Here is a 16533-nt window from a genome sequence, read left to right as displayed (position 1 = left end):
GCTCCTTGTGATCACTTGCCGCGATTGACTGCCTGCGGATCACCCAGAGGGCGATAGGTGTCATCGTTGAATTTGTAATTGCCGCTACAGCCGCCGAGGCCACACAGAACAACGAGGGTCAGCAGAACAGCATGCCGGTGACGGACAGGCATCAGAGGGGCTCCAAGGGGGGTGAAAGTGGATTCGAGGCGAAGGGCATGCCTCCATGAACGGCGAAAAACGGCCTCATCCATTGACGTCGCTCGCGCTGATGTTCAGTCGATCAAGTCGGTACAACAGCGTGCGGCGTGGCAGTCCGAGCTCTCGGGCAGAAGCGGTCTGGTTACCGGCGTTCCTGCGCAGGCACTCGACCAGCAGGTTGCGTTCGACTTGCGCCATTCGTTCACGCAGGTGAGCACTGCCGGCATGCGCAATGACATCCGTACGCAGGGAGAAATGTTCAGGTAGCAACTCACCGCCCTCACAGAGCAGAACCGCCCGCTCAACTAGGCTTTTGAGTTCGCGAACGTTGCCCGGAAAGGCATACCCTGACAGGTGAGACAGTGCCGCCTCTGACCAGCGCAGGCTATCGCGTTGCAGGAACGCACAGGCCTTTGCGGCAAAGTGCCGAGCCAGTTCCGGGACGTCGCCAGCGCGGTATCGGAGGGCCGGCAATTCGATCGGGAATTGCGCGAGGCGGTAGTACAAGTCCTCACGAAATTTTCCTTCGCGGACCAAGACCGCCAGGTCGCGGTGAGTCGCGGCAATGATGCGCACATCGACCTTGTGGGTATCGTTGCAACCCAGCGGGCGAATTTCACCCTCCTGAAGGACGCGTAGCAACTTGGCTTGCAGGGACAACGGCATGTCGCCAATTTCGTCCAGCAACAAGGTTCCACCATTCGCCGCATCGAATAGCCCGGGACGATCGCGGTCAGCGCCCGTGAACGCACCTTTGCGATAGCCGAACAGCTCACTTTCCAAAAGACTTTCGGGAAACGCTGCACAGTTCTGCACAATGAAAGACTTCGCACGCCGCGCTCCGCCATCGTGAATGGCTCGGGCTATCACTTCCTTGCCGGTGCCCGTCTCCCCGCGCAACAGCACGGTGTACGGGCTGTGCAAGACTTTACTGATCAGCGAACACGTCTGACGCATGGTCGTGCTTCTACCGATCAATCCGAAATCCCTGGCGCTCGGCATGCTGATCGACATGGGTGGTGCCTCAACCGCAGGCCCTCGCAAACGTTGGAGCAGGTGCAGTTGACCGAGCGCGAACGAACCCAGCTGGGCCAGTGACTCGGCGAAGCCTTGCAGCTCGATGTGTCGGGTACTGGCACACACCAGCAAGCCTTCGACGCTCTGTTGCTGATTGACCAAAGGCACGCACAGCAACGTCTGCCAAGGCACGCTCTGCGGCGGCAGGAATTCGCTTTTGTGTAAGGTGCCACTCAACTCGGTGAGGCAGACCACGCGATTCTGATCCAGGGCGAATTGCAGCAATGGCTCAGCGCTGTAATCGGTCGACAGGCTTGTCACTTCTCTGGGGTGCAGAATGCCGTTCAGGCACTCAGTCGCCAATCCAAGGTAGGTACTGGATGTATCCAGCAGGTACAACTGCGCCAGTTCGCAACCGGTAAGGGTGCCTAACCCGCGCACGAGGTCACCTGGCAGCGCGGCGCTGTCTGCCGACCGGGAGAGGCTGGAGAACTGGGCCAACAAAGCCTCGGCATACGCCAGGGGCTGTGGCAATTGCGTGAACATGACGCTCATCAGACGAACTCGCAGGTAACGGAGGAGGTGTCGTCGAGCGTTGCGTGAACACGGCTGAGACTGTCTCCGACCGCCATTGCTGCAAGCAAGCGATCAGCCACCAGCGGCAGTACGTGCAGTTCCAGCAAGTGGTCGATCAGACGGGCGCCGCTATCGCTTTGCAGGCAGCGTTCGGCCAGGTGATCGACAAGACTGCACGAGTACGTGAATTCCAGTTGACGACTGCTCAGTCGTTCGCCCAATCGACCCAGCTTGATTTCAATCAGCTCACGCAGGACCGGGCCGGCAACCGGGTAGTAAGGCACCACGCGCATACGCGCCAACAACGCCGGTTTAAAGTGTTTGCCGAGGACTGGCCGAATGGTTTCTTCGAGCAGTTGTGCAGTGGGCCGCGCACCGCTTTTGCAGAGCTCGCTGATGCTTTCACTGCCAAGGTTCGACGTCATCAAGATCAAGGTATTGCGAAAATTGATCTCGCGCCCTTCCCCATCGTTAGCCACACCTTTGTCGAAGATTTGGTAGAACAGGTTCAGTACATCCGGGTCGGCTTTTTCGACTTCGTCGAGCAGCAGTACCGAATACGGCTTCTGGCGTACCGCTTCGGTGAGCATGCCGCCTTCCCCGTAACCGACGTAGCCCGGCGGTGCACCGATGAGGCGCGAAACGGTATGTTTTTCCTGGAACTCGGACATGTTGATCGTCGTGACGAATCGATCACCGCCGTACAGCAAGTCAGCGAGTGCCAGTGCGGTTTCGGTTTTGCCGACACCGCTAGGGCCGACCAGCAGGAACACACCCACTGGCGCATCGGGATTGTTGAGGCCCGCAGCCGCCGCGCGCATCGAGCGATCCAGCGCATGAACCGCCTGTTCCTGACCACGGATACGAGTGCCCAGGTCGGTGGCGAAACTGGCGACCCTGGCGTTGTGCTCACGGGCCAGTTGCGCCAGCGGGACGCCGGTCCAGGCGCTGATCACTTCGGCTACCAGGCGTGGGCACACTTCAAAACTCACCAGACGCTCGTCGACTTGCGCAGCGGTCAGGGCACAGTGAGTTTCGTGCAGCTCGGCTTCCAGTCCTTCGACACGTTGAGCCTGCTCCAGGGTTAACTCTTCGAGGGAGCTTTGCCGCGCTTTAGCAAGTTGTTGACGCAGATCCAGCAGACGTTCCGCCTGCTCTTTCTGCTCAATCCAAAGGGCCTCGATATGCATGACGTCGCTTTGAACGACGGCTAAACGACTCTCCAGTGCGGCCAGCGCCGGGTGGTCGATCGGCAATCCTGCGTCGGCATCGCGCCGCAGGGCCAGGCGCTGGCAACGACCTTCGGCCAGCTCGCCACGCAGGCGTTCAAGGCAAGACGGAGCAGCCGCAAGGCTGATGCGCACACGGGCGCAGGCGGTGTCCAGAACATCGACGGCCTTGTCCGGTAGCTGACGACCCGTGAGGTAGCGGGCGGACAACTGCGCGGCGGCCACGACCGCGTCATCGCGAAGGTAGATGCCGTGACTTTCTTCGTAGAGTGGAGCCAGCCCACGCAGAATCGTCACTGCATCGCTGACGGTCGGTTCATGCAGTTGAACCGGTTGGAAACGTCGAGCGAGCGCCGGGTCTTTTTCGAAGTACTTCTTGTACTCCACCCAGGTCGTGGCGGCGATGGTGCGCAACTCGCCGCGCGCCAGGGCCGGCTTGAGCAGGTTGGCTGCATCAGAGCCGCCGGCATTACCGCCCGCGCCGATCAGGGTATGGGCTTCATCAATGAACAGAATAATAGGTTTCGGTGAAGCCTTGACCTCATCGATCACCCCTTTGAGGCGGCGTTCGAATTCGCCTTTGACGCTGGCACCCGCCTGCAAGAGGCCCATGTCCAGAGACAAGAGCTCGACATCTTTGAGGACGTGCGGCACTTCACCCACCGCGATGCGCGAAGCCAGCCCTTCGACAATGGCCGTTTTACCGACACCGGCCTCACCCACCACGATCGGGTTGTTTTTACGGCGACGAGCCAGGATGTCGACCATCTGACGGATCTCGCCATCGCGACACAACACCGGGTCGATCAGGCCGTCGCGAGCCTGTTGGGTCAGGTTGTGGGTGAATCGCTGAAGCAGAGACTCACCCGATACCGCGGGTTTTCCGGGGACCACTTGCTCTGTGCAAGACAGGACGAATGCTTTCAGCCGTTCGATGTTCAGCCGGGTCAATAGCGCCTGGTAGCGACTACCGGCATAACGCATCGGGTTGCGCAGCAGCGCGAGAATCAACGCACCTTGGTCGACCTGGCTTTGACCCAGTTCAAGGTTGGCAACCAGCAAGGCGTCCTGCAGCCATTGCACCAGTTCCGGGGCGAACACCGGGTTGCGTGAAGCGTTGTGCTCAACGCGTGATTGCAGCGCGCTACTCATTTCCCCGGCATCGATGTCGGCATCGCGCAGCGCCCTCACCAGGAGGCCTTGTGGGCGTTCCAGCAAGCCAAGCAGCAGGTCTTCGACGAGTATTTTGCTGCCACCACGGGCGACACATCGTTCGGCAGCGCTTTCCAGGTCGCGACGCGTTTCGGCGTCCAGTGCCTGAATCAGGCGTTGCAGGTCTACATTGATCATGTGTCTCACATCCTTAATGAATTTTGCTGTCCAGCGTCACCACGCCGTCCGCCTTTTCGCGGCCCAGCCAACTGGTCCAACCCAGACGGCAGACGTTCGGTTCACCGATGCGCAGCTCGCGGATTTCGTCCTGGCACAGGACCAGGCGAATGTCGTAATCGAGGGGGTCGCGCAGAGTGAAACGCACCAGCGCGCAGAGCGGCTGGTAGCCAACACCGATCGGCAGGAACTCGTGAAAGCGCTGCCAATCGAGCTCGCGAACGTGAATACGAAATTTGCCGCTGCGATCGCGGACATGCTCGCCCAGCACCAGGTCTTCTCCGAGCACGCTGTTACTGCAACCCAGACAATTGCGCTGTTCGCCGAGGATCTCGACGCGACGCTCAATGCACTGCTCGAGGTTCAACTCGGCATGCTTGAAGTAGTAACGCAGCACCGCCTCGATCAAAGCCGCCGAATGCGCTCGCAAGCTGAGCAGCCCGAGGTACGGCAACAGGCGCTTCCAGTTCAGTTCCCGAGCCCGGCGCAGCTCTTCACTACCGAGCCCGATCAGCGCAAACAACTGCGCGGAAAAAGGGTCGAGAGCGCCGCTCTGAAAGCGTGCGCAGTAGCGGTACTTGCGCCAGATCGGCAGCATCAACCGTTGCAGGCGATGATGGAACAGGTCGAGAAAGTCGCGGGTGGTATTCCCTTCTTCGCTATCACCTAACGCCTGCTCCCCGTAGAACGCCGGCAGTGGTGAACCCGATCCGACCAGGCTGACAAGATTGAAACGCAGACGCGCACGCAGCAGTCCGTGTTCTTCAAAAAACTCCACACGATCAACGTCGCTGCCTGGGAATCCGAAGCCGGGATTAGCCTGAAATTCCAGCTGGTCATACAGATCATCTTCGTTTAAATGCGGGTGTGCATCGCGCAGCCGGTCAACCACCAGCAGCACCGCCTGAAACAGCGAGTACTCACGTATTACCTGGGTCAGCCCGCTCAAAGCAGGGGCTGCAGGCCCATGCGGGGTGTCCATTGGTACACGTCTCCTTGTGTGCTGAGTACCCGCAGTTCGTGGTACGAATTGAGGCTGGCGTAAAGCGCGAAAAACTCGTTGAGCACGGACCCGAAAACGAACAGGTCGCCCTCGCCGATGTACCCTTGCGGGTCGATGGTCAGCTCGGTGCGCAACCCACGAATCGGTAAACCCCGGTGCAATCGATCGACGTGTTCGTGACTGATCGACTTGAGTCCACCCAACAATCGTTTGCTGACTTTCTCTGCCTGCTGATCGTAATGACGCGGCAAGTCGTAGGTTTCGAGAATCACCTTCAGCGCATTGACGTCAGCCAGCGAGAGGTAGTTGAGCGACATGTTGCTGACCAGTTTCCAGAGGAAGTCACTGTTCAACGGTGGAGCGAAACTCGACGTGGCCGACGTGATATTGCGGAAGCTCAGGAACTCCGGCGTCTTCACACCATGCTTGCAGATATCACCAAGCTTGAGCTTGCGCGGTAGATTCTGGTTGGTGCATACCAGCTCGATCGACAGGGTTTCGGTCGCGTCTGTGTGGCGTATGCCAAAACTGAGATGGGTGTCGAGCCCATCATGCAGCGAGGATGATCGTTGGCGAACGCTGTAGTACGGACGGCTAGTGGGCACATCGAAACTTGAGTCGTGCTCGAAAGACTCGAAGGGGACATAGTCTTGAAATCCAGCATTCCCCGCCTTCCAGCCCTTCACGGTTTCCACCGAGAACACACCGCAGTTTTCCTGGTTGTACTCGGCCGGCAGCAACAGGTATTCATCCTGTTTGCCATCGAGGCGAATGGGCAGTGCATCGTGATTGAACAGGTTCACGATCGGCGTGCAGTAGAGCTTCACATTCTCCAGCATCGGGCGCAGTCGCTGGATACCACTTTTGCGAATGTCGAAACGCGATTCCAGGCCGCGCATCCGCTTGAGCACGTCCTCAGGCAAGGTATTCAGGAGATCGAGACCATTGACGTCAACGAACAGGAATTTATCCTGAAAGGCGAAATATTCCTGGAGGTAGCGATAGCCGCGAAAGGTATTCAGCGGATACGGAATCAGCGCTTCCTCTTCAGCAAAACCCACCGGTTGCACACGGTCGCCCGGGATCGTGAACGCCAAGGGTGTGTCGCCGTCACCATGGACTTGCATACCTGCGCCATCCAGGGGGATCAGCTCGATACCTTGAAGATTGCGCAATACGCCAAGGTAAAGCAGCTGGGTAATGTAGCGCTCACCGGCGAAATGCAGACGCAGTCGACTCAGGTCCAACTCGCCAAGGTGACCCTCAGCGCTCATCTCCAACCGCAAGCTCAGCAGCGCGCCGCCGCCCTTGACCGAGTAGTTCAGCGCCACCAGCTCCAGTGGCAGCACCTCAGTGGGATAGCAGGTGCGGAAGTGACAAATCACATCGTCGACTGGCACGCTCTCCACCGGCGTGTCGCGCTCGACCATGACGGCGGGTCCAGAGCGTTGCAACGGGTCGAATTGCAACATGCTGAACGCGGGCAATGGGCGCATATAGTTGGGCCACAGCAGGTGCATCAATGAATGGCTGAGCTCCGGCAATTCGTCATCGAGTTTCTGCCTCAGGCGACCGGTCAGAAATGCAAATCCTTCGAGCAGACGCTCCACATCCGGATCTCGTCCGGCCTGCCCTAAAAACGGCGCCAGTGCAGGACTACGCTCAGCGAATCGACGCCCTGACTGGCGAAGTGCTGTGAGCTCACTTTGGTAGTAGTGGTTAAAGGACATGATGGGTACCTGTGAGTCGTTAGCTGACCTTGACCTGACCGCTACCATCGAGCTTCGCGGCGAAAGCGACCTGCTGCTTCAAACCTTCGACTTCCAGCAGGGCTTCGATACGGAACGTCAGTCGCAGCTGATCGTCATCACGTGGCAGAGAGATCACACGAACATTGCGCAGACGCGGTTCATAGGCTTCGATGAAATGTTCGATGGCCCGGCGCGCCTGACTCAGGGAGTCGTGCAGGCTCAAGCGCATGTCATTCAAATCAGGCAAACCGTAATCGGACAGTGTCTGCACACTGCCCAATCGGGTGCTGAGCATCTTGGCCAGATGAGCAGCCACCGACGCCACGACGCACCTCTCGTGGCGTAAGCCGACACGTTTTTGCGCGTCGCCGTTCAGGCGTTCGAACAGGCTGCCATATCCGGTCATGGGTGCTTTTTCGCTCAACCTTTATCCAGCTTGCCAACCAGCGAAAGGGTGAAATCAGCCCCCATGTACTTGAAGTGCGGGCGCACATTCAGGCTGACGCGATACCAGCCCGGCTCGCCCTCCACATCACTGACGAAAACCTGGGCCGCGCGCAGTGGTCGACGCCCACGCACTTCAGCGCTGGGATTTTCCTGGTCGGCCACGTACTGGCGAATCCACTTGTTGAGTTCCAGCTCGAGGTCGGTACGTTCTTTCCAGGAACCGAGTTGTTCGCGCTGCAGCACTTTCAGGTAGTGAGCCAGTCGGTTGACGATCATCATGTACGGCAGTTGCGTACCGAGCTTGTAGTTCAGCTCCGCCGTCCGGCCCTCGGCACTGATGCCAAACAGCTTCGGTTTTTGTACCGAATTGGCAGAGAAGAATGCAGCGTTGTCGCTGCCTTTGCGCATCGTCAGGGAGATGAAGCCTTCGTCCGCCAATTCGTATTCGCGACGGTCGGACACCAGAACCTCGGTCGGAATCTTGGTTTCGATTTCACCCATACTTTCGAAGTGATGTAACGGCAGGTCTTCTACCGCACCGCCACTCTGCGGACCGATGATGTTCGGGCACCAACGAAATCTGGCGAAGCTGTCGGTCAGCCGGGTGCCAAATGCGTAGGCGGTGTTGCCCCACAGGTAGTGCTCGTGATTGTTGGCGACTGTTTCTTTGTATACGAACGACTTGATCGGATTTTCTTCCGGGTCATACGGGCTGCGCAGCAGAAAGCGCGGCACGGTCAGGGCGACGTAGCGGGCATCTTCTGATTGACGAAAGCTCTGCCATTTAGCGAATTGCGGGCCGTCGAAGTGATCCTTCAGGTCCTTCATGTCCGGCAGGCCGGTGAAGCTTTCCAGACCGAAGAAATTCGGGCCGGCAGCGGCAATAAACGGTGCATGTGACATGCAGGCAACGCTGGACACGTACTGCATAAGCTTCACGTCGGGCGAGCTTGGGGACATGAAGTAGTTGGCGATGATTGCGCCCACCGGGTTTCCGCCAAATTGACCGTACTCGGCCGTATAGATGTGCTTGTACAGGCCAGCCTGCATCACTTCTGGCGAGTCTTCAAAATCGTCCAGCAAGTCTTCTTTCGAGACGTTGAGCATTTCAATCTTGATGTTTTCGCGGAAGTTGGTGCGATCAACCAACAACTTAAGACCCCGCCACGACGACTCCATGGACTGGAAACCCGAGTGATGCAGGATTTCATCCATTTGAAGACTGAGCTTGGCATCGATCTCGGCGATCATGCGGTCGACCATGGCTTTCTTCACTGGCTCGCCGTTGTTTTGCGGCTTGAGCAACTCTTCAATGAATGCCGATACACCACGTTTGGCGATGTTGTACGCGTCGTCGTCCGGCGTCAGCCGGGTCTGGGCAATGATGCTATCGAGAATGCTGTATTCGCTGCTCTCGTTGATGTTCTGCTGCGTTGCACTCGTGCTCATAGTGTTGGCTTCCTTGGCTGATGGAGACTCAGGCGTTCGAGACGTGGGTGTTGAGGCCTAATTCACCCAATACCCGGCTTCTGGATTCGTCATCGGCCAGCACCTCTTCGATGGCTTTGCGAAAGGCTGGCGCATTACCCAGCGGACCTTTCAGGGCGACCAGCGCATTGCGCAGCTCCATCAGTTTTTTCAGCTCTGGCACTTGCTCGACAAGGCTGGCCGGATTGAAGTCCTTCATGGATTTGACGTGAATCTTCACTGCCAGCTCTTCGGTGGCGTTTTCATCCTGCAGGCGATTCGGAACGCCCAACGTCAGCTGTAGCTCCTGCTTGGCCAACACTTCGTCGAACGTCGTCCTGTCGATGCTGATAGGCTTGCGATCTTCGACTTTGCGTTCATCCTTGCGATGGGTGTAGTCGCCGATCACCAGCAATTTCAGCGGCAGTTCAATCTCTTCCTGAGCGCCGCCTATGGCAGGTTTGAAGGTGACGTTGATGCGTTCTTTAGGGGCGACAGAGCCTTCTTTGGCCATGGCTATTTTCCTTATGGTGTTGGCCCAAGGGCCTAATCGAGTACCACTTCAAGGTCGAGGTGGCACAACCTGCGATAAATCTCTTCCTTGCGTTCACGCACCTCATGGTTCTGCGGCAACGACTCGCAGCAGCTATGCAGCAAATGCAGCACTTCCAGGACGAGATCGGGCTCCCAGCCACCGATGCCCGAGTCCTGCAATGTCTGGTCGAGCGTTTCGAGTTGGGTCTTGGCCAGTTCGTATTTCTTGGCCGAGACGCAGAGCCGGGCGAGCGTTAACTGCCAGAAAAACCGCGAGCGACCGCCCTGAGCGCTTTGAAGCCCCTGCTTGAGTTTTTGCACGGCGGCCTTGAGTCCATCCTTTCGCAAGATCGGCAGCGCTTCTTCGAGGGCCGACTCCCACGCAGGCAGGTCTTCAGTAGACTCGATGGGGAGTGGAGCACTGGCGGGTTGCAGATGCGGCATGACATGGCTGGCAATCCACTCGCGAGTGGAGGGATCGGCAAACGGTGCGCCATCCTGGAAGCGCAATTCGATCAGTCCAGGCAGGCGCTCGATCAATTGTGCAAACTGAATCTCCACCTCGCGCATCGCCGACTCGGCGTTCAGACCCTGCAAACATTCCCAGGCCATTCGGTGACCGTCGAACCAGAACGGCGCCTTTGACAGGCTGGCCTCGAGGTCCACCAGAAGATCGGCATACCGCGCCTGATCGTAACGCTCCTGATAAGTTTTGAGTCGATCTGCCGGGAGCCCGCGAAGCGCAGTGATTTGCTCACAATTGCGATCCGGCAACGCGTCGACGGACAACCACAGCAACATGCGATTGAGTCGCAAGGCCCGCAGATCCGTGGCCTTTTGCTTGAGCCACCAGGCGCATAACGGACGGGCATTTTCCTGCTGGGCACGCAGCGCCTTTTGAGCGTCTTTTTCGTTGTCGATGGGCTCGCTGGTGACAAGCAACTGCGCCGCGACTTGTTTGACCTGGGCTACCGCGGTACCGATGACACCGGGCTCCGGTTGATTGTCCGCAGCGCGCTGCACCAGATTTTTCAAACGTCGGGCGATTGGCAGGAGCAAGGGAGCTTCATTCCCCAAATGCTGGGTGCACGCCGTATCGAGACCTTCCAAATGCTCGACCAGTCGGCGGAACAGTGGAAGTTGCTCTTTGAGCGGAATGTGTTCGTTCAACACTTGGTCGAGACGGGGTATCAACCAGCTGATGGCAGCGGAACGGGTGCGAGCCTTGCCCGGGTAAATGTCTGGCCAGTGGTGTTCGCACAGGTGGTGGAGCAAACCAAGCCCGGCCAGCAAACCTTGGTACGACTCGCGCTGATACAGCGCCCACGTCAGCCAGGCACCGACCCGCAAGTCCTTGGACTGGGTACGCAGCAGGTTTTCGCTGTTTTCACGGATTTTCAGCCAGTCGATCTGACCGCTGTCGTGCATGGATTGGGCTTTGCCCAGCTCACTTTCCAACGCCTCATATTCATTCGAGAAACGAACGTCCTCGCCAGCAAAATGCCCATCGATAACCGGGGTTTTGGCGAGTTCAAGATAATAGGCCGATAGCTTGCTGGAGTAAGTCACGAGTACTTACGCCCGGCAGAAAAAAATGTCGTCGGGGTTATATCTGAATTAGTCCGATCTGGATCTTCATTCTTATTTATCATTTACACCACCGCAACTAAGTCAGCCCCCGCTCAGGTGGTGAAACTTACTCTACGATGATTTGAATTGTATGTAGGAAGAGTCGCTTTCTGTCGATTTACATTCAACATAAATCTGCAGGACCCGTATTTATTGGCACTTGGCTACTTGCATAAAAACGATCAAACCTATTGAACTGAGCAACTTTTTGCACATCGACCTACAATTTCGCCACCTAAAATTTTTACATCACAATTCTTATCATCGAACTAGGTTACGTATAACACCAAATGTAACGCGCAAAAAAAATGGGTACCCAATTTTAATTGGCGTACCCATTTTTTATCCCGCTCCCGCGCTACGCAGGACGTCGGTCGGTCTTACGGATTAACGCTGTCTTTCAACGATTTGCCTGGCTTGAATGCAACCGTGTTGCTGGCCTTGATTTTGACGGGCTCACCGGTTTGCGGGTTTTTGCCGGTGCGGGCACCGCGGTGGCGTTGCAGGAAGGTACCGAAGCCCACCAGCGTGACGCTGTCCTTGCGGTGCAGAGCGCCGGTGATTTCTTCGAGAACGGCGTTGAGGACGCGGTTGGCCTGTTCTTTGGTGAGATCTGCTTTTTCCGCGATTGCAGCGGCGAGTTCTGGTTTACGCATTAGTGAAGCCCCTTTGACGGTTTTTTGTTGTTATGTCCGTGCTGTTCTCGTTGGAACAGCGCCCAAAGCGCCGCAGGTGCTCTACTCTGCGGCAGACGGGAGTGAGAATGGCACGCAGCGGGGAGCCGCGCCAGTGTCGGCGCGACGTTTGTGGGGGCAAAAGCGGGGTGATTCCGACAGAACGACCAGTATTTACGCCAGCAGCGCAGGAAGCTCTTTGTTCAGTGCCAGTTTGTCCATCACCGCTGCGCCGGTCAGGGCGTAACCGAGCAGTTTGCCGTCGGCATCGCGGCACAATGCCTTGATGTCCGCGCCCTGCCCTTCCACGGTCCAGACGCCTTCCTGACCGCGTGGTGGAGGGGAAACGACCAAGGGGCAGACCGGCGTTTTAACGGTAATCGGCATCGCGCCGTAGTTCACCACGGTAGGGTTGCCGGCGAGGGTTTGGGCCAGTGCTCGGGCACAGCTCATGAGCGGCATGACGTACAGCAGATTCAATCCGTCGACCTCGGCACAATCACCCAGCGCGTAGATGTTGGCGTGGGATGTCTTCAGGTGACGGTCGACCACGACGCCACGGTTGACCTGCACGCCGGCAGCGGCGGCCAGGTCGATGCGTGGCCGCAAGCCGATGGCCGATACCACGACGTCGCACGCAATGACCTGACCGTCGGACAGATGCGCTTCCAGCCCGTCAGCCACCCGTTGCAAGCGATTGAGCACCGGGCCGAGGTGGAAGCGTGCACCGAGGCTTTCCAGCCCGGCCTGAACCGCTGCGGCGGCTGCCGGATGCAACAGGGTTGGCATGACTTGTTCGCAGGGTGCAACCAGTTGCACCTCGTAGCCGCCGAGCATCAGGTCGTTGGCAAATTCGCAGCCGATCAGCCCGGCGCCGAGCAACAACACGCGGCGTTTGCCGGCCGCTGCTGCGCGAAAGCGCGCGTAGTCTTCCAGATCGTTGATCGGAAACACGCTGTCAGCCGCGTCACCCTCGATGGGCACACGCACGGTTTCGGCACCCCACGCCAAGACCAGATCACGGTAGATCACCGATTCTTCGCCGATCCACAAACGCTTGTGGCCCGGATCGATGCCGCTGATCCGCGTGTGGGTGCGCACTTCGGCCTTCAGTTGCTCGGCCATGGCACCGGGCTCGGCCATGCTCAGGCCGTCAGCGTCTTTATTCTTGCCGAAGCCGGTGGACAGCATCGGCTTGGAGTAGGAGCGGCCATCATCTGCGGTAATCAGCAACAGCGGGGTTTCGCCATCGAGTTTGCGAAACTCTCGAGCCAGGTTGTAACCAGCCAGGCCAGTGCCAACGATCACGACAGGTGCGTTCATTCCTTACTCCTCTGTTTGCTTAGTTGATTTCAATCATTTCGAAATCCATCTTGCCGACGCCGCAGTCCGGGCACAGCCAGTCTTCCGGCACGTCCTGCCACAGGGTGCCCGGCGCAATGCCGTCGTCCGGCCAGCCGTCGGCTTCGTTATAAATCAGGCCGCAGACCACACATTGCCACTTTTTCATTCAGATACTTCCTCAGGATTCAGGCTTTTACCGGCGCGAACGGTCAATGGTTGAAGCGCTGCCGTCCGGCTCAGGGCGTTTTGTACTGATCGAGCCCGGCAGATGCAAGCCTGTTCGACGCAACGCCATGCCGGATCAATCAAAATCGCCGACTGACATGGTAAGCTCGCCGCCTCATTTGCTGCCAATAATGACTCACTGTGCCGCACTCAAAATCCCCCTGCCCGGCCCCGTCCTGGCGCTCTCAAAGCCAACTGACGCCCCTCCCCGACACGTCTACCCTCGACTGGTTGTTCGATGAAGGTTCGCTGACACGACGGTTGATCCGTCTGTCGAATGACGGGTTCAGCGTCTCGCCGCTGTTCGAAGGCTGGCAACCGCTGCGTGACGACGAATGTGTCGCACTGGACCTCGCTGAAGGCAGCGAGGGCTGGGTGCGCGAGGTGTACTTGCGCGGTCACGGCGAAGCCTGGGTATTTGCCCGCAGCGTGGCGGCGCGCAGTGCATTGCAGGGCGACGGGTTGCACATGGACGAACTGGGCAGCCGCTCGTTGGGCGAGCTACTGTTTTGCGATCAAGCGTTCCAGCGCCGCGCCATTGAGGTTTGTCACTATCCAGAACAATGGTTGCCGGCGGCGTGTCGGTCGCCGGAACTGTGGGGCCGTCGCTCGCGTTTCGACCGTGGCGCCCTGAGCGTGCTGGTGGCCGAGATCTTCCTGCCGACTTTATGGACGGCCGCCCGCGCCCATCCGGAGAATTGCTGATGTATCAGAGCCTGCTCAAGTCCCTGAATCGCGTAAACCCGCGGGCGTGGGATTTCATTCAGCTGACCCGCATGGACAAACCGATCGGCATTTATCTGCTGCTCTGGCCGACGCTGTGGGCGCTGTGGATCGCTGGCAAGGGTTCGCCTTCGCTGGCCAACATTGTGATCTTTGTTCTTGGCGTCGTGCTGACTCGTGCCGGCGGTTGCGTGATCAATGACTGGGCAGATCGCAAGGTCGACGGTCATGTGAAACGCACGGAACAGCGGCCCTTGGTCAGCGGCAAGATCAGCTCGAAAGAAGCCTTGGTGTTTTTTGCGTTGCTGATGGGCGTGAGCTTCTTGCTGGTGTTGTGCACCAACGCGGCGACGGTCTGGCTGTCGTTCGGTGGCCTGGCGCTGGCATTCAGTTATCCGTTCATGAAGCGCTACACCTATTACCCGCAAGTGGTGCTGGGTGCGGCGTTTTCCTGGGGAATGCCGATGGCGTTCACCGCCGAAACCGGGGAACTGCCGGCGGCAGCGTGGTTGCTGTGGATCGCCAACCTGCTGTGGACGGTGGGTTACGACACCTACTACGCGATGACTGATCGCGACGACGACCTGAAAATCGGCGTGAAATCCACAGCGATTCTGTTTGGTGAAGCGGATCGGGTGATCATTCTGACGCTGCAGGGTCTGGCGCTGGGTTGCCTGTTGCTGGCCGGGTCGACATTCGAACTCGGAGGCTGGTTTCACCTCGGGTTGCTGGCGGCGGCGGGTTGTTTTGCGTGGGAGTTCTGGTACACCCGTGGCAAAGACCGGATGCGTTGCTTCAAAGCGTTTTTGCACAATCACTGGGCAGGGTTGGCGATTTTCGTGGGGATTGTGCTGGATTACGCGTTGCGTTGATTCGCTTCATGTAGCAGCTGGCGCAGCCTGCGTTGGCTCCATTGTGGCGAGGGGATTCATCCCCGTTGGGTCGCGCAATCTTTACGACTGCTGCGCAGCCGAACGGGGATGAATCCCCTCGCCACAGAGCAGCCGAACGCAGGCTTCGCCAACTGCTACAGGATTACCGTGTTGCTGGATTACATTTTCGGTCCGCTGTTGGTGATGACGTGCCAGACGTCCTTCATTTTGTCGCCCGTCTTGTCACCCGGCGCCTTGTCCTTCATGAAGTAGTACAGCGGTTTGCCCTTGTAGGCCCACTGCATCGTGCCGTCGTCACGCTTGACGATTGTCCAGTCACCTTCAGCCTTGGCATCCGCTTGCGCCTTTAACGGTGGCCAGTTTTCCGCGCACTGACCGGTGCACACAGACTTGCCGCCCGTATCCTTGTCGAAGGTGTACAAGGTCATACCTTTATGGTCGACCATCATGTCGCCTTTCATCATCGCAGGCTCAGCCGCGAAGGCCATTGATGGCAAAGCCAGGGCGGCTGCCAGCATCAGGGCTTTAAGGGATAGCGTGTACTGAGTCATGGAAACCTTCTTTTTTGGTTGTCAGGGTTCGGACTTAGAGCTTAGTTCAGGTTCATGACAATCGCAGGGCGACTAAAATACTGTCACACGACTGCAATAATTCCGTTATCTAATGCGGCGCAAGACAGTTAAATGACAAGAGGATTAAAGGCATGGTTGGCAGGAGCATTCTGATCGTCGACGACGAAGCGCCCATTCGCGAAATGATCGCCGTTGCGTTGGAAATGGCCGGCTATGACTGCTTGGAGGCTGAGAACTCCCAGCAGGCTCATGCCATTATCGTCGACCGCAAACCGGACCTGATCCTGCTCGACTGGATGTTGCCCGGTACGTCCGGCATCGAACTGGCCCGCCGCCTCAAGCGCGATGAGCTGACCGGGGACATCCCGATCATCATGCTCACGGCCAAGGGCGAGGAAGACAACAAGATCCAGGGTCTTGAAGTCGGCGCTGATGACTACATCACCAAACCCTTCTCTCCCCGCGAGCTGGTGGCGCGCCTCAAGGCCGTGCTGCGGCGTGCAGGGCCGACGGACGGCGAATCACCGATCGAAGTCGGCGGACTGCTGCTGGACCCGATCAGCCACCGTGTCACCATCGACGGCAAACCTGCCGAAATGGGCCCGACCGAATACCGCTTGCTGCAATTTTTCATGACCCACCAGGAGCGCGCCTACACCCGTGGCCAACTACTGGATCAGGTGTGGGGAGGCAATGTGTATGTCGAAGAGCGCACGGTCGATGTGCACATCCGTCGTCTGCGCAAAGCCTTGGGTGATGCTTACGAAAATCTGGTACAAACCGTGCGCGGCACCGGCTACCGGTTCTCTACCAAGGCCTGACCCGGACTTTTCCCGCCCGACAAGCTGACAAGGACGCGCTTCAAGTGAACCAAAACTGG

16 protein-coding genes are annotated in these 16533 nt (G+C 58.2%); 3 read left to right on the top strand and 13 right to left on the bottom strand.

All coding sequences use genetic code 11. From position 1 onward, the window contains the following. Window positions 1-11: 11 nt before the first annotated feature. From AC3ZVB_RS02880 to AC3ZVB_RS02825, 12 genes are all read right to left on the bottom strand, one after another. Window positions 12-152: a type VI secretion protein gene (locus AC3ZVB_RS02880; protein ID WP_162436630.1), complete on the bottom strand. Its 141-nt coding sequence runs from the start codon at window positions 150-152 to the stop codon at window positions 12-14. A 73-nt stretch (window positions 153-225) separates the two neighbouring features. Continuing rightward, window positions 226-1743, bottom strand: a complete 1518-nt coding sequence (locus AC3ZVB_RS02875; protein WP_490145862.1) for a sigma 54-interacting transcriptional regulator — start codon at window positions 1741-1743, stop codon at window positions 226-228. A gap of 8 nt (window positions 1744-1751) precedes the next feature. Further along, on the bottom strand, window positions 1752-4352 hold the full coding sequence (gene tssH, locus AC3ZVB_RS02870) for a type VI secretion system ATPase TssH (RefSeq protein ID WP_490145735.1): 2601 nt from the start codon (window positions 4350-4352) through the stop codon (window positions 1752-1754). A 13-nt stretch (window positions 4353-4365) separates the two neighbouring features. Continuing rightward, the gene (gene tssG / locus AC3ZVB_RS02865; protein WP_490145734.1) at window positions 4366-5373 is read right to left on the bottom strand and encodes a type VI secretion system baseplate subunit TssG; all 1008 of its coding nucleotides are present in this window, start codon (window positions 5371-5373) and stop codon (window positions 4366-4368) included. Continuing rightward, window positions 5337-7124, bottom strand: coding sequence for a type VI secretion system baseplate subunit TssF (tssF, locus tag AC3ZVB_RS02860; RefSeq protein ID WP_490145733.1), 1788 nt, complete (start codon window positions 7122-7124; stop codon window positions 5337-5339). The genes tssG and tssF overlap by 37 nt, the downstream gene beginning before the upstream one ends. Before the next feature lie 19 nt (window positions 7125-7143). After that, a complete protein-coding gene (gene tssE, locus AC3ZVB_RS02855; RefSeq protein WP_490145861.1) occupies window positions 7144-7551 on the bottom strand; it encodes a type VI secretion system baseplate subunit TssE in 408 nt (135 codons plus the stop codon). Window positions 7552-7565: 14 nt separating this feature from the next. Then, window positions 7566-9041 carry a type VI secretion system contractile sheath large subunit gene (gene tssC / locus AC3ZVB_RS02850; RefSeq protein ID WP_490145732.1) on the bottom strand — a complete coding sequence of 492 codons (1476 nt, stop codon included), beginning with the start codon at window positions 9039-9041 and terminating at the stop codon, window positions 7566-7568. Window positions 9042-9069: 28 nt separating this feature from the next. Beyond that, window positions 9070-9573: a type VI secretion system contractile sheath small subunit gene (gene tssB / locus AC3ZVB_RS02845; RefSeq protein WP_490145731.1), complete on the bottom strand. Its 504-nt coding sequence runs from the start codon at window positions 9571-9573 to the stop codon at window positions 9070-9072. A gap of 32 nt (window positions 9574-9605) precedes the next feature. After that, a complete protein-coding gene (gene tssA, locus AC3ZVB_RS02840; RefSeq protein ID WP_490145730.1) occupies window positions 9606-11162 on the bottom strand; it encodes a type VI secretion system protein TssA in 1557 nt (518 codons plus the stop codon). A 440-nt stretch (window positions 11163-11602) separates the two neighbouring features. Beyond that, on the bottom strand, window positions 11603-11878 hold the full coding sequence (locus tag AC3ZVB_RS02835; RefSeq protein ID WP_003213368.1) for an HU family DNA-binding protein: 276 nt from the start codon (window positions 11876-11878) through the stop codon (window positions 11603-11605). Window positions 11879-12070: 192 nt separating this feature from the next. Then, window positions 12071-13219 carry an NAD(P)/FAD-dependent oxidoreductase gene (locus AC3ZVB_RS02830; RefSeq protein WP_490145729.1) on the bottom strand — a complete coding sequence of 383 codons (1149 nt, stop codon included), beginning with the start codon at window positions 13217-13219 and terminating at the stop codon, window positions 12071-12073. 19 nt (window positions 13220-13238) lie between these two features. Continuing rightward, on the bottom strand, window positions 13239-13406 hold the full coding sequence (locus AC3ZVB_RS02825) for a rubredoxin (protein WP_007954349.1): 168 nt from the start codon (window positions 13404-13406) through the stop codon (window positions 13239-13241). 200 nt (window positions 13407-13606) lie between these two features. Between AC3ZVB_RS02825 and AC3ZVB_RS02820 the strand changes: the two genes are divergently transcribed. Both AC3ZVB_RS02820 and ubiA read left to right on the top strand, forming a co-directional pair. Beyond that, a complete protein-coding gene (locus AC3ZVB_RS02820; protein ID WP_490145728.1) occupies window positions 13607-14170 on the top strand; it encodes a chorismate--pyruvate lyase family protein in 564 nt (187 codons plus the stop codon). Next, the gene (gene ubiA / locus AC3ZVB_RS02815) at window positions 14170-15060 is read left to right on the top strand and encodes a 4-hydroxybenzoate octaprenyltransferase (protein WP_490145727.1); all 891 of its coding nucleotides are present in this window, start codon (window positions 14170-14172) and stop codon (window positions 15058-15060) included. The genes AC3ZVB_RS02820 and ubiA overlap by 1 nt, the downstream gene beginning before the upstream one ends. A 179-nt stretch (window positions 15061-15239) precedes the next feature. Here ubiA and AC3ZVB_RS02810 read toward each other — a convergent pair whose 3' ends face one another. Continuing rightward, window positions 15240-15632 carry a COG4315 family predicted lipoprotein gene (locus AC3ZVB_RS02810; RefSeq protein WP_194690895.1) on the bottom strand — a complete coding sequence of 131 codons (393 nt, stop codon included), beginning with the start codon at window positions 15630-15632 and terminating at the stop codon, window positions 15240-15242. A gap of 152 nt (window positions 15633-15784) precedes the next feature. Between AC3ZVB_RS02810 and phoB the strand changes: the two genes are divergently transcribed. Continuing rightward, window positions 15785-16474, top strand: coding sequence for a phosphate regulon transcriptional regulator PhoB (gene phoB / locus AC3ZVB_RS02805; RefSeq protein ID WP_008007735.1), 690 nt, complete (start codon window positions 15785-15787; stop codon window positions 16472-16474). Window positions 16475-16533: the final 59 nt, after the last annotated feature.

Source organism: Pseudomonas sp. MDV22-iso1 (assembly GCF_058145095.1).
Note: the sequence above shows the minus strand (reverse complement) of the source record. Positions and strands in the feature narration are given on the sequence as shown.